The organism is Neisseria sp. P0022.S010, from assembly GCF_051956635.1.
Map to the genome: position 1 here is coordinate 1 of NZ_JBQCXF010000865.1, position 476 is coordinate 476.

The following is a 476-nucleotide window of genomic DNA, read 5'->3' on the forward strand; positions in this document are numbered from 1 at the left end:
ATATTGCCGTGCAATATAGTCCAATCGAAACTTTGTCCCGTACCGCCGTATTCGGTCGGATGATAGGCATCAAACAGCAAGGCGCGGGCATTCGGAAATTTGGCACAGGCCGTCTGAATATCGGCAGCGGACTGTACGCGCACAGCCTTCAAATACGGGCGGTCAAACCGACGGCAAAAATCATCGTCTTCATCGCCATGAAACTGAATCACATCTATCGGCACTTGACGCAAAATCTCGCGGATGGTTTGCTCGTTTTCATTCACAAACAAGGCCACCACCGATACAAACGGCGGCAGGTTTTTCACAACCGCCTGCGCCTGCTCAATACTCACTGCCCGTTTACTCTTGGCGTAAAACACCAGACCGATGGCATCCGCGCCCAATTCGGCCGCGGCCAGCGCATCTTCAGGTCGGGTAATACCGCAAATTTTGGTGCGTATGGTGTTCATGGGGATTGCCTTTTTAAACAGATG

General features: G+C 51.9%; 1 protein-coding gene. It reads right to left on the reverse strand.

Features of this window, described 5'->3' with window-relative positions; translation table 11 throughout:
• Positions 1 to 452, reverse strand: a 452-nt coding sequence (locus ACTHUT_RS21830) for a phosphoribosylanthranilate isomerase (RefSeq protein WP_440419912.1), incomplete at its 3' end; no start/stop codon positions are given.
• Positions 453 to 476 lie beyond the last annotated feature (24 nt).